The 12049-nt window shown below is 60.6% G+C and carries 9 protein-coding genes and 1 pseudogene; 6 read left to right on the plus strand and 4 right to left on the minus strand.

Translation table 11 applies throughout. The features are described from left to right. Positions 1-660 (minus strand): GntR family transcriptional regulator, encoded by a 660-nt coding sequence (locus UB23_RS16100; protein ID WP_045060291.1) that lies wholly within the window; start codon positions 658-660, stop codon positions 1-3. Positions 661-962: 302 nt separating this feature from the next. Between UB23_RS16100 and xdhA the strand changes: the two genes are divergently transcribed. From xdhA to guaD, 4 genes are all read left to right on the plus strand, one after another. After that, positions 963-2417, plus strand: a complete 1455-nt coding sequence (xdhA, locus tag UB23_RS16105; protein WP_045060292.1) for a xanthine dehydrogenase small subunit — start codon at positions 963-965, stop codon at positions 2415-2417. Then, positions 2410-4809, plus strand: a complete 2400-nt coding sequence (xdhB, locus tag UB23_RS16110) for a xanthine dehydrogenase molybdopterin binding subunit (RefSeq protein WP_045060293.1) — start codon at positions 2410-2412, stop codon at positions 4807-4809. Before xdhA ends, xdhB begins: the two co-directional genes overlap by 8 nt. Positions 4810-5043: 234 nt before the next feature. Further along, positions 5044-5889, plus strand: coding sequence for a xanthine dehydrogenase accessory protein XdhC (gene xdhC, locus UB23_RS16115; RefSeq protein ID WP_045060294.1), 846 nt, complete (start codon positions 5044-5046; stop codon positions 5887-5889). 9 nt (positions 5890-5898) lie between these two features. Next, entirely contained in the window at positions 5899-7203 is a 1305-nt protein-coding gene (gene guaD / locus UB23_RS16120) for a guanine deaminase (RefSeq protein WP_045060295.1), read from the plus strand. A 304-nt stretch (positions 7204-7507) separates the two neighbouring features. Here the strand turns inward: guaD and UB23_RS16125 are convergent, their stop codons facing one another. Next, positions 7508-8272, minus strand: a complete 765-nt coding sequence (locus tag UB23_RS16125; protein WP_045060296.1) for a GntR family transcriptional regulator — start codon at positions 8270-8272, stop codon at positions 7508-7510. Positions 8273-8544: 272 nt separating this feature from the next. On the opposite strand from UB23_RS16125, the gene UB23_RS16130 reads away from it, so the two are divergent. Beyond that, entirely contained in the window at positions 8545-9735 is a 1191-nt protein-coding gene (locus tag UB23_RS16130) for a benzoate/H(+) symporter BenE family transporter (RefSeq protein WP_045060297.1), read from the plus strand. Positions 9736-9794: 59 nt separating this feature from the next. On the opposite strand, the gene UB23_RS16135 is transcribed toward UB23_RS16130, so the two are convergent. After that, a complete protein-coding gene (locus UB23_RS16135; RefSeq protein ID WP_007896965.1) occupies positions 9795-10139 on the minus strand; it encodes a YggL family protein in 345 nt (114 codons plus the stop codon). 235 nt (positions 10140-10374) lie between these two features. Here UB23_RS16135 and dacB point away from each other — a divergent pair, with 235 nt between their 5' ends. Then, positions 10375-11835, plus strand: coding sequence for a D-alanyl-D-alanine carboxypeptidase/D-alanyl-D-alanine endopeptidase (gene dacB / locus UB23_RS16140; protein WP_045060298.1), 1461 nt, complete (start codon positions 10375-10377; stop codon positions 11833-11835). A gap of 109 nt (positions 11836-11944) precedes the next feature. Here the strand turns inward: dacB and UB23_RS30775 are convergent. Next, positions 11945-12049: pseudogene (locus tag UB23_RS30775) on the minus strand (IS110 family transposase); the annotation flags it as partial.

Raw genomic sequence — 12049 nt, forward strand, 5'->3', positions numbered from 1 at the left:
TTAAGCGTCCGTCAGGGCGGAAACCACCAGATCGCTGCTGCGCTGGGCATAGGCCGTCAGCACCGTGCGGATCAGCGGGAAGTCCCGTGCCAGTACCGCAGCGAGCAAGCGTTCGAACAGTTCCAGGAACTCGCTCATCGACGCTTTGCGTTGGTCCAGGGCAAGGAAATAGGCGCGGCTCATAGCCGGTTGCAGGTTCTCGACGGTTTCCTGCAGGTACGGGTTGTTGGCGAAGGGATACGCCGCGCGCATGACGTTAAAACTGTCATCGACGAAGGTGCGGATGTCCTGGCGCTCGTAACTGTCGGCCAGGCGCTGCTGGATCTGCACGAACGGCGCCATGTCCGCCTGGACCTGCCAGCCGGTTGCCACGGCATTGCCGAGCAGAATGTACAGCTCGCACATCAGCGTGCACAGGCTCTGCACCTTGTGCGCGGTCAATTCGGTGACGTGCGCGCCCCGCCGCGGCAGGATCGCGATCAGGTGGCGGCGCTCGAGGATCAGCAGCGCCTCGCGGACTGACCCGCGACTGACATTGAGGGCCAGGGTGACCTTCTGTTCCTGGATCCGCTCCCCGGGCTTCATTTCACCGCGAATGATGCGTTCGGCGAGGTGGTGAGCAATTTGCTCGGCGAGGCTGTCCGGCGCCTTGAACGTCATGATTGTCCTTCAAACTCTTTCGATCTGCACAGGCGGCGCAGTGTAGCGCACATGAGGGGTCATGGCGGAGTGCCCACCCGGCGGTTTTTGGCACGATTCACGCAGGATTGTTAAAAAAAAACCAAACAAAAATCCTGAAACAAACCAGGCGCCCCGCAAGGGTCAATACTGATGGAACGCGCTGTTGATCGCCAAATTGTTATTTCCTGACCTTTAAGTCAGAAAATCATTGACCGAAAAGTCAGACCTGATAAATTCGGTGCAAAGCGGTTAACAACAATAATGAGTCTGCGAGGCCTTCCGTGATCCAGTTTTTACTAAACCAGGAACTCCGTAGTGAGCACGCCCTGGACCCGAACCTGACCGTGCTCAATTATCTGCGCGACCATGTGGGCAAACCCGGCACCAAAGAAGGCTGCGCCAGCGGTGACTGCGGCGCCTGCACCGTGGTGGTCGGCGAACTGCAGACGGACGACGCTGGCCGCGAGCACATTCGTTACCGCAGCCTCAACTCGTGCCTGACGTTCGTCTCGTCCCTGCACGGCAAACAACTGATTAGCGTCGAAGACCTCAAGCACCAGGGCGAGCTGCACAGCGTGCAGAAGGCCATGGTCGAATGCCATGGTTCGCAGTGCGGCTTCTGTACCCCCGGCTTCGTGATGTCGTTGTTTGCCCTGCAGAAGAACAGCGATCAACCCGACTCGCACAAGGCCCACGAAGCGCTGGCCGGCAACCTCTGCCGCTGCACCGGCTATCGGCCGATCCTGGAGGCCGCCGAGCAGTCCTGCTGCGGCAAGCCCGCGGACCAGTTCGATGCCCGTGAAGCCGACACCATTACCCGCCTGAAAGCCATCGCGCCGACCGATATCGGCGAACTCAACAGCGGCGACAAACGCTGCCTGGTGCCGCTGACCGTGGCCGACCTGGCCGACCTCTATGATGCTTATCCACAGGCCCGGCTGCTGGCTGGCGGCACTGACCTGGCGCTGGAAGTGACACAATTCCACCGCACCCTGCCGGTGATGATCTACGTCGGCAACGTCGCGGAGATGAAGCGCATCGAACGCTTCGACGATCGCCTGGAAATCGGCGCCGCCACCGCCCTGTCGGACTGCTACGAAGCCTTGAAGGCCGAGTACCCGGACTTCGGTGAATTGCTGCAGCGCTTCGCTTCATTGCAGATCCGCAACCAGGGCACCCTGGGCGGCAACATTGGTAATGCTTCGCCAATTGGCGACTCGCCGCCGCTGCTGATCGCTTTGGGCGCGCAGATCGTCCTGTGCAAGGGCGAAACCCGCCGCACCCTGGCCCTGGAAGATTATTTCATCGACTACCGCGTGACTGCGCGGCAGGAAAGCGAGTTCATCGAGAAGATCATCATCCCGCGTGCCAGCGCTGAACAGCTGTTCCGCGCCTACAAGGTTTCCAAGCGCCTGGACGATGATATTTCCGCCGTCTGCGCCGCGTTCAACCTGCGCATTGAAAACGGTGTGATCGCCGATGCCCGCGTGGCATTCGGTGGCATGGCGGCGATTCCGAAACGGGCCAGTCACTGCGAAACCGTGTTGCTCGGCGCGCCGTTCAACCACGCCACGGTGGAACGCGCCTGCGCGGCCCTGGCACAGGATTTCACCCCGCTCTCAGACTTCCGCGCCAGCAAGGAATACCGCCTGCTCAGCGCGCAAAACCTGCTGCGCAAATACTTTATCGAACTGCAAACACCGCACATCGAGACTCGGGTGACCGCTTATGTCTAATCATCACGCTGTAGAGAAGACCCAAGCCGAACTGGCTGAACTGTTCGCCAAGGACCTGACCACCGGCGTCGGCCGCAGCGTCAAGCACGACAGCGCCGCCAAGCATGTGTCCGGTGAAGCGCAGTACATCGACGACCGCCTGGAGTTTCCCAACCAGCTGCACCTCTATGCGCGGCTGTCGGACCGTGCCCACGCGAAAATCATCAGCATTGATACCCGCCCCTGCTATGCCTTCGAAGGCGTGCGCATCGCCATCACCCACGAAGACGTGCCGGGGCTCAAAGACATCGGCCCGTTGCTGCCGGGTGATCCCTTGCTGGCCATCGATGACGTGCAGTTCGTCGGCCAGCCGGTGCTGGCCGTCGCGGCGAAGGACCTGGAAACGGCGCGCAAAGCTGCGATGGCGGCGATCATCGAATACGAAGACCTCGAGCCGGTGCTGGACGTGGTCGAGGCCCTGCGCAAGCGCCACTTTGTACTCGACAGTCACACCCATCAACGCGGCGATTCAACCACTGCGCTGGCCAGCGCCGAACATCGCATCCAGGGCACGCTGCACATCGGCGGCCAGGAGCACTTTTACCTCGAAACCCAGATCTCCTCGGTGATGCCGACCGAAGACGGCGGGATGATCGTCTACTGCTCGACCCAGAACCCCACCGAAGTGCAGAAACTGGTGGCTGAGGTGCTGGACGTGTCGATGAACAAGATCGTGGTCGACATGCGCCGGATGGGCGGCGGCTTTGGTGGCAAGGAAACCCAGGCGGCGAGCCCTGCGTGCCTGTGCGCGGTGGTCGCCCACCTGACCGGCCAGCCGACCAAGATGCGCCTGCCGCGGGTCGAAGACATGCTGATGACCGGCAAGCGTCACCCGTTTTATGTCGAATACGACGTGGGCTTCGACAGCACCGGGCGCCTGCATGGCATCGCCCTGGAACTGGCCGGCAACTGCGGCTGCTCGCCGGACCTTTCGGCATCGATTGTCGATCGGGCGATGTTCCATGCCGACAACTCGTATTACCTGGGCGATGCGACCATCAACGGTCATCGCTGCAAGACCAACACCGCCTCCAACACCGCTTACCGTGGTTTCGGCGGCCCGCAAGGGATGGTCGCGATCGAAGAAGTCATGGATTCCATTGCCCGGCACCTGGGCCTCGACCCGCTGGCGGTGCGCAAGGCCAACTACTACGGCAAGACCGAGCGTAACGTCACTCACTACTACCAGACCGTCGAGCACAACATGCTCGAGGAAATGACCGCCGAACTGGAAGAAAGCAGTCAGTACGCCGAACGCCGTGAAGCGATCCGGCGCTACAACGCCAACAGCCCGATCCTGAAAAAAGGCCTGGCGCTGACCCCGGTGAAATTCGGCATTTCCTTCACCGCCAGCTTCCTCAACCAGGCCGGTGCGCTGATCCACATCTACACCGATGGCAGCATTCACCTGAACCATGGCGGTACTGAAATGGGCCAGGGTTTGAACACCAAGGTGGCGCAGGTGGTGGCCGAAGTGTTCCAAGTGGAAATGGACCGGGTGCAGATCACCGCAACCAATACCGACAAGGTGCCGAACACCTCGCCGACCGCTGCTTCCAGTGGTGCCGACCTGAACGGCAAGGCCGCGCAGAACGCTGCCGAAATCATCAAGAAACGCCTGGTGGAATTCGCCGCGCGCCAGTACAAGGTCAGCGAAGAGGACGTGGAATTCCACAACGGCCACGTGCGGGTACGCGACCATATCCTGACGTTCGAAGCCTTGATCCAGCAGGCGTACTTCGCCCAGGTATCGCTGTCGAGCACCGGGTTCTACAAGACCCCGAAAATCTTCTACGACCGCAGTCAGGCCCGGGGTCGGCCGTTCTACTACTTTGCCTTCGGCGCTGCCTGCTGCGAAGTGATCATCGACACCCTGACCGGCGAGTACAAGATGCTGCGCACCGACATCCTTCACGACGTCGGCGCCTCGCTGAACCCGGCCATCGACATCGGCCAGGTCGAGGGTGGTTTCATCCAGGGCATGGGTTGGCTGACCATGGAAGAGCTGGTGTGGAACAACAAGGGCAAGCTGATGACCAACGGCCCGGCCAGCTACAAGATCCCGGCGGTGGCGGACATGCCGCTGGACCTGCGGGTGAAGCTGGTGGAAAACCGCAAGAACCCGGAAGACACGGTGTTCCATTCCAAGGCAGTCGGTGAGCCGCCGTTCATGCTCGGCATTGCGGCCTGGTGCGCGATAAAGGATGCCGTAGCGAGCTTGGGTGACTACAGGCATCAACCGCAAATCGACGCACCGGCGACCCCGGAGCGGGTGTTGTGGGGCTGTGAGCAGATGCGGCAGTTGAAGGCGGCGAAAGCGGTTGAAGCAGAGGCCGAGCTGGCTTCGCTTTAAACCGAGGCGCGGCTAATCGCCAGCAGGCTGGCTCCCACAGGATTTTGTACTGAATCCAGATTCTGTGAACACCAGAAAAACCTGTGGGAGCTAGCCTGCTAGCGATTTAGCCAGCAGGCTGGCTCAGACAGGATTTTGTACTGAATCCAGATTTTGTGAACAACAGAAAAACCTGTGGGAGCTAGCCTGCTAGCGATGACGGTCGAACAGACACCAAAGATGTTGAGGTGAAACATGTACAACTGGATCGACGCCCTCGCCGACCTGCAACACCAGGGTGAGCCCTGCGTGCTGGTCACCATCATCGAAGAACTCGGCTCGACTCCGCGTAACGCCGGCTCGAAAATGGTCATCAGCGCCAACCAGTCCTTCGACACCATCGGTGGCGGGCACCTGGAATACAAGGCCATGCAGATTGCCCGCGAGATGCTCGCCAGCGGCCGGCAGGACACCCATCTGGAGCGCTTCAGCCTGGGCGCCAGCCTGGGCCAGTGCTGCGGCGGCGTCACCGTGTTGCTGTTCGAGCCGATGGGCCAGGTGCAGGCTCAGATCGCCGTGTTCGGTGCCGGCCACGTCGGCCGCGCGCTGGTGCCGCTGCTTGCCAGCCTGCCCTGCCGGGTGCGCTGGATCGACTCGCGGGAATCGGAATTCCCCGAGCAGATCCCCCACGGCGTGCGCAAGATCGTCAGCGAAGAGCCTGTGGATGAAATCGATAACCTGCCCGCTGGCAGTTATTGCATCGTCATGACCCACAACCACCAGCTCGACCTCGAACTCACCGCCGCCTTGCTCAAGCGCAACGATTTCACCTACTTCGGCCTGATCGGCTCGAAGACCAAACGGGTGAAATTCGAACATCGCCTGCGCGACCGCGGCTTCGACAGCGCCGTGCTGCAACGCATGCGCTGCCCGATGGGCATTGGTGAAGTCAAAGGCAAACTGCCTGTTGAAATCGCCATCTCCATCGCCGGCGAAATCATCGCCACGTACAACGCCAGTTTCGGCCAGCAGACTGCCAGCGCCGGATCATCGATTGCCAAACTGCTGCCCGCTTCACGTCGCAGCCAAGCCTCCAGTTGAGAAATACACATGACTTTGACTCGCAAAGCCTACCGCGCCGCCATTTTGCACAGCATCGCCGACCCCGCCGAAGTTGGCATCGAAGCCTCTTATGAGTATTTCGAAGACGGCCTGCTGGTGGTGGACAACGGCCAGATCAGCGCCCTCGGCCACGCCAGCGACCTGCTGCCGACCCTGCCGGCGGACATCGAGATCAACCATTATCAGGACGCCCTGATCACCCCAGGTTTCATCGACACCCACATCCACTTCCCGCAAACCGGCATGGTCGGTGCCTACGGCGAGCAGTTGCTGGACTGGCTTAACACCTACACCTTCCCCTGCGAAAGCCAGTTCGCCGACAAGGCCCACGCCGACGAAGTCGCGGACATTTTCATCAAGGAACTGCTGCGCAACGGCACCACCACCGCCCTGGTATTTGGCAGCGTGCATCCGCAATCGGTGAACTCGTTCTTCGAAGCCGCCGAGCAGCTGGACCTGCGCATGATCGCCGGCAAAGTGATGATGGACCGCAATGCCCCGGACTACCTGACCGACACCGCCGAATCCAGCTACGTCGAAAGCAAGGCGCTGATCGAGCGCTGGCACGGCAAGGGTCGCCTGCACTACGCGGTGACGCCACGCTTTGCACCGACCAGCACCCCGGAGCAACTGACCCTCGCTGGCCAGTTGCTCGGCGAATACCCTGACCTGTACATGCAGACCCACATCAGCGAAAACCTCAAGGAAGTCGAGTGGGTCAAGGAGCTGTTCCCGGAGCGCAAGGGCTACCTCGACGTCTACGACCATTACCAACTGCTGGGCGAGCGTTCGGTGTTCGCTCATGGCGTGCACCTGTGCGACGACGAGTGCGCACGGCTGGCTGAGACCGGCTCGGCCATCGCCTTCTGCCCGACGTCGAACTTCTTCCTCGGCAGCGGCCTGTTCAACCTGCCGATGGCTGAAAAGCACAAGTTGAACGTGGGCCTGGGCACGGACGTCGGCGGCGGCACCAGCTTCTCGCTGTTGCAGACGCTGAATGAGGCTTACAAGGTGATGCAGCTGCAAGGCGCGCGACTGAGCCCGTTCAAATCGCTGTACCTGGCCACCCTGGGCGGCGCTCGTGCGCTGCGCCTGGAAGACAAGATCGGCACGCTCAAGCCCGGCACCGACGCCGACTTCCTGGTGCTGGATTACAACGCCACGCCGCTGCTGAGCTATCGCTTGAAACAGGCCAACAACATTGCCGAGACGTTGTTTGTGCTGATGACCCTGGGGGATGACCGCACGGTGCTGCAGACTTATGCGGCGGGGACTCAGGTGCATCAGCGGTAAAAAATTGCATGCATAAAAAATCCCCCGGCGCTTTTCAGCCCGGGGGATTTTTATTGCCTGTCCTGCCGCTATCGCCAGCAGGCTGGCTCCCACAGGTATTTGTGGGGTTCACAGGATTTGTATGCGACCTCAAACCCTGTGGGAGCCTGGCTCCCACAGGTATTTGTGGGTTCACAAGATTTGCGTGCGACCTCAAACCCTGTGGGAGCCTGGCTCCCACAGGTATTTGTGGGTTCACAAGATTTGCGTGCGACCTCAAACCCTGTGGGAGCCAGCCTGCTGGCGATAGGCGCACCACGAAACATCAGATTTTCGCCGCAGGCCGCCCCGGCTTCTTGGTCTGCAACAAATGCGAGAACACCGCATGCAGATCATCCGACGCACTTTCCTCGTCGAGATTGAGCTTGCTGTCGATGTGATCCATGTGATGCATCATCAAATCCACTGCCAGCTCGCCATTGCGCGCCTCGATGGCGTCGATCAGCTGGGTGTGTTCGTCATACGAACAGTGGGAGCGATTGCCGCTTTCGTACTGGGCAATGATCAGCGAGGTCTGCGACACCAGGCTGCGCTGGAAGCTGATCAGCGGGGCATTCTTCGCCGCTTCGGCCAGCTTCAGGTGGAACTCGCCTGACAAACGAATACCGGCACCGCGATCACCTCGGGAGAAACTGTCACGCTCATCGTTGACCATCTGGCGCAACTCGGCGATTTGCTCGGCCGTGGCGTGCTGTACCGCCAGCTCGGTGATCGCGCGCTCGACCAGACGCCGCGCCAGGAACACCTGGCGAGCTTCCTCGACACTTGGGCTGGCGACCACGGCACCGCGATTCGGGCGCAGCAGCACCACGCCTTCATGGGCCAGGCGCGACAGCGCGCGACGGATGATGGTACGACTGACCCCGAAAATTTCCCCCAGCGCTTCTTCGCTCAACTTGGTGCCGGGCGCCAGGCGCTGTTCGAGGATCGCCTCGAAGATATGCGCGTAGACAATATCGTCCTGGGTTCCGCTGCGGCCGGCTTTGCCTGCTCGCGGTTGTTTCTTGAGGGGCTGCAACTGTTCGTTCATGGGCACTCGAGTCGGGAGAACTGCGGCGAATAGACCGTGACTGTAATACGGCACATGGGGTCGCTGGCAAGTATCGCGTAAAAAACACCGCGATTGTACACAATGGATGGTGGCAACACGACTGTATGGCTGTTTGTTGGCGCCGCTGTATTGCAACGATTGGTTACTTTTGAGTTTAGGCTTGATCGCAGAATCCGCAGCCGGAATGCGATCCCCGTACGGGGGGTCGCTTGGCTTTGGATAATTTCGTACGCAATAAGGAACACCCCGTCATGAACGACGCCACGCACACGCAGCTTCGCCCACTGGCCGATACCTCGCCATCGGCCATCGTCGCCGGCTTTATCGCCATGATGACCGGCTACACCAGCTCCCTGGTGCTGATGTTCCAGGCTGGCCAGGCAGCGGGCCTGAGCAGCGGGCAGATTTCGTCGTGGATCTGGGCGATCTCGATCGGCATGGCGGTGTGCTCCATCGGCTTGTCCCTGCGCTATCGCACGCCGATCACCATCGCCTGGTCCACCCCCGGCGCGGCCTTGCTGATCACCAGCCTGGGCGGTGTCAGCTACGGCGAAGCCATTGGCGCCTACATCACCTGCGCGCTCCTGGTGACCATCTGCGGCCTGACTGGCAGCTTCGAACGCCTGGTGAAAAAGATCCCGGCCTCCCTGGCCGCCGCACTGCTGGCGGGCATTCTGTTCAAAATCGGCAGTGAGATCTTCGTCGCCGCGCAGCATCGCACCGCGCTGGTGTTGGGGATGTTCTTTACCTACCTGGTGATCAAGCGCCTGTCCCCCCGCTACGCGGTGTTGGCCGCTCTGCTGATCGGCACCGCACTCTCGGGATTCATGGGGCTGCTGGATTTCAGCGCCTTTCACCTGGAAATTGCCACGCCGGTCTGGACCACCCCACACTTTTCCCTGGCCGCCACCATCAGCATCGGCATCCCGCTGTTCGTGGTGGCGATGACCTCGCAGAACATGCCAGGTATCGCCGTGTTGCGCGCCGACGGCTACAACGTGCCGGCTTCGCCGCTGATCACCACCACGGGCATCGCCTCGTTGCTGCTGGCGCCCTTCGGCTCCCACGGCATCAACCTGGCGGCCATCAGCGCGGCCATCTGCACCGGGCCCCACGCCCATGAAGATCGCAACAAGCGTTACACGGCGGCGGTGTGGTGCGGGATTTTCTACGGCATTGCCGGGGTATTCGGCGCCACGCTGGCGGCACTGTTTGCAGCATTGCCCAAGGAGCTGGTGCTGTCGATTGCTGCGCTGGCGTTGTTCGGGTCGATCATCAATGGCTTGAGCATTGCCATGACCGAGGTCAAGGAGCGCGAAGCGGCGCTGATCACCTTCATGGTCACGGCGTCGGGGCTGACACTGTTTTCCATTGGCTCGGCGTTTTGGGGGATTGTGGCGGGGGTGTTGACGCTGGTGATCTTGAATTGGCGTAAAGCCTGAAATGCTAAAGATCTTCGCATAAAAAAACGGCGACCCTTGGGTCGCCGTTTTTCATGACATCAAGCTACCGGATTGATCGGCTTTTCCGGGTACCAGACGTCGATCAGCGGGCTGACAGTCGCTTCGGTCAGTTCGCTGCGGCCCTTGAGCCAGGCTTCAACGGCTGCACGTTGCTCTTCGGAGACCGAGCCACGCTTCTGCAGGCATACCAGACCGAAGTCGTCGCCGCCAACATAGCCCAGGCCGTTGGCTTCCATGGCTTCTTTCAGGAACGCGTCGAGGAAAGCATCAATGGCTTCATCAGCCAAATCTTCTTTGAAATCCAGGTTCAGCTCGAAACCCAGCTCTTGAAATTCATCGACGCACAATTTTTTGCGCAGACGCTGGGAACGGTTAGTCGCCATTGGAACAATCCTCATAAGTAATAACGGGCGGCACTTTAGCAGTTTAAGCCGCCGATTGCCCGTCTCTATGGGAAGCGCGGCCTACCGCTGGTAAAAAAATAGCGGATTAGGTGCCCCGCTCACGGCACAAGCGGATAAACCTTGGGGCATAATGCCGACACTTTCATGACCACTGAGGGAATTTATCTTCATGCCCTCGTCTTTTTTCCCCCTCGACCGCAGGGTTCTATTTCACATGATCAAATCTTTGCGTCCATTGTTGCTGGCTGGCTTGCTTGTTCCATTGGCCTTTCCCGTCAACGCAGCCCCCATCAACACCGCCCTGACACCCAACGTCGAAAAAGCCCTCAAGGCCAGCAAGCTGCAGGACAACGCCCTGTCCCTGGTGCTGATCCCGCTCAATGGCCCGGGCACGCCGACCATCTTCAACGCCGACGTCTCGGTCAACCCGGCCTCGACCATGAAACTGGTCACCACCTACGCGGCCCTGGAAATGCTCGGCCCGAATCACCAGTGGAAAACCGAGTTCTACACCGATGGCACCCTCAGCGGCGGCATCCTCAATGGCAACCTCTACCTCAAGGGTGGCGGCGACCCGAAGCTGAACATGGAAAAACTCTGGCTGCTGATGCGTGACCTGCGCGCCAATGGCGTGACCCAGATCACCGGCGACCTGGTGCTGGACCGCAACTTCTTCACCCAGCCGCAGTTGCCCGAGTTCAACGACGACGGCAATGACAACAACAAGCCGTTCCTGGTCAAACCGGATTCGCTGCTGGTCAACCTCAAGGCGCTGCGCTTTGTCGCGCGCAACGATAATGGCCGGGTGCTGGTGTCGGTCGAGCCGCCCATTGCGTCGATTCGCATCGAAAACCAGGTCAAGGCCATCAATTCCAAACAATGCACCGGTGGCGTGCGTTACAACCCGGTAACCCAGCCCGATGGCAGCGTGACCGTGACGGTTGGCGGCCAGCTGGGTGAAGGCTGCAGCTCGCAGACCTACCTGTCGCTGCTTGACCACGCGACCTACACCGCTGGCGCCGTGCGGGCGATCTGGAAGGAACTGGGCGGCAGCATCCAGGGCAAGGACGTGCTGGCCCCAACGCCAAGCGGCGCCAAGTTGCTGGCCCGGGCCTACTCGCCGGACCTGGCGGAAATCATCCGCGACATCAACAAGTACAGTAACAACACCATGGCCCAGCAGCTGTTCCTGAGCCTCGGTCAACGCTATCGCACCGACGCCGACGGCGATGACGCCAAGGCGGCCCAGCGAGTGGTGCGTCAATGGCTGGCGAAAAAAGGCATTACCGCGCCGCACCTGGTCATGGAGAACGGCTCCGGCCTGTCTCGCGCCGAGCGCGTGAGTGCCCGTGAAATGGCCGCGATGCTGCAGGCCGCATGGCGCAGCCCGTATGCCGCCGAGTTCATCAGTTCGATGCCGATTGCCGGTACCGATGGCACCATGCGCAAACGCCTGAAGACCACGGCGATGCGCGGCGAAGCCCACGTCAAGACCGGCACCCTGAACACCGTGCGGGCGATTTCCGGCTTCAGCCGCGACGTCAACGGCAATACCTGGGCGGTGGTGGCGATCCTCAACGATAAAGCGCCGTTTGGTGCGTCGTCGGTGCTGGACCAGGTGCTGCTGGACCTGTATCGCCAGCCGAAACTGCCTCAGACTGCTTCGGTTTTGTAATCGATCAAGATCAGGATCAAGAGATCGCAGCCTCGTTTCACTCGACAGCTCCTACAGGGTTATGTGCACAGGTTATGTGCATACCAACCTGTAGATACTCTGTTACCGGTCAAGCTTTCAGCAGGTGTTTTTCGCTGAAAAGCTTGGCCGTGTCGAAATCTTCTCCTGCGCGTATGCACGCCCACAAGCCTGTCAGGTATTTGCGCATAACCGC

The sequence above is a fragment of the Pseudomonas sp. ES3-33 genome (genome assembly GCF_000952175.1).
GTDB lineage: Bacteria > Pseudomonadota > Gammaproteobacteria > Pseudomonadales > Pseudomonadaceae > Aquipseudomonas > Aquipseudomonas gregormendelii.

Bases quoted from the DNA above. Each gene is read 5' to 3' on its own strand.
- UB23_RS16130 (WP_045060297.1), top strand. From the start codon at position 8,545: ATGAACGACGCCACGCACACGCAGCTTCGCCCACTGGCCGATACCTCG.
- guaD (WP_045060295.1), top strand. From the start codon at position 5,899: ATGACTTTGACTCGCAAAGCCTACCGCGCCGCCATTTTGCACAGCATC.
- UB23_RS16100 (WP_045060291.1), bottom strand. From the start codon at position 660: ATGACGTTCAAGGCGCCGGACAGCCTCGCCGAGCAAATTGCTCACCAC.
- UB23_RS16135 (WP_007896965.1), bottom strand. From the start codon at position 10,139: ATGGCGACTAACCGTTCCCAGCGTCTGCGCAAAAAATTGTGCGTCGAT.
- UB23_RS16125 (WP_045060296.1), bottom strand. From the start codon at position 8,272: ATGAACGAACAGTTGCAGCCCCTCAAGAAACAACCGCGAGCAGGCAAA.
- dacB (WP_045060298.1), top strand. From the start codon at position 10,375: ATGATCAAATCTTTGCGTCCATTGTTGCTGGCTGGCTTGCTTGTTCCA.
- xdhB (WP_045060293.1), top strand. From the start codon at position 2,410: ATGTCTAATCATCACGCTGTAGAGAAGACCCAAGCCGAACTGGCTGAA.
- xdhC (WP_045060294.1), top strand. From the start codon at position 5,044: ATGTACAACTGGATCGACGCCCTCGCCGACCTGCAACACCAGGGTGAG.